1 protein-coding gene is annotated in these 710 nt (G+C 39.2%); it reads right to left on the minus strand.

Annotated features, from left to right (window positions below; all coding sequences use genetic code 11):
* Positions 1-709 (minus strand): homoserine O-succinyltransferase (locus AC1DRF_RS30980; protein ID WP_477742698.1); only part of this gene is annotated, 709 nt, incomplete at its 3' end.
* Between the last annotated feature and the right edge of the window lies 1 nt (position 710).

The following is a 710-nucleotide window of genomic DNA, read 5'->3' on the forward strand; positions in this document are numbered from 1 at the left end:
ACTCTGGGTGACCTGTAACGAAAACAAACTTTTCGTCTTTAGACATAGCCATATAAACACCAGCTTCTTCAGAGTAGGAAAGAAGCTCAAGGCCAGGATGGTTTTTTACTTCATTCATGTCGACGTCGGTGTGACGAGAATGAGGAGAATAAAAGACATCATCAAATCCTCGCAGCAGCTTAATCGGTTCTTCACTCGATACCACATGCGTAAATACACCCGTGCATTTATCAGAAAGAGGTCGCTTGTCAATGCCAAAGTGATGATAAAGTCCGGCTTGAGCTCCCCAACAGATATGAAGGGTAGAAGTCACATTTGTTTTACACCAATCCATAATTTCTTGAAGCTCTTTCCAGTAGTTTACTTCTTCAAATGGTATATGTTCTACAGGTGCCCCTGTAATAATCATTCCGTCATATTTTCGTTCTTTAATTTGTTCAAACGTTTTATAAAACTGATCTAGGTGATTTTTACTCGTTGTTTTTGCTTTATGGCTTGCCGTATAAAGAAGTGTAATATGCACTTGCAGCGGTGAGTTCCCGAGTAAACGTAATAATTGCGTTTCAGCTTTTTCTTTTTCCGGCATTAAGTTTAGGATAACAATATTAAGCGGGCGAATTTCTTGGTTAACCGCGCGCACGTCGTCCATGATGAAAATTCTCTCTTTTTCTAAAATTTCTTTTGCCGGAAGATCACGTGGAATATTAATA

It is taken from the genome of Priestia sp. P5_B4 (genome assembly GCF_056400385.1).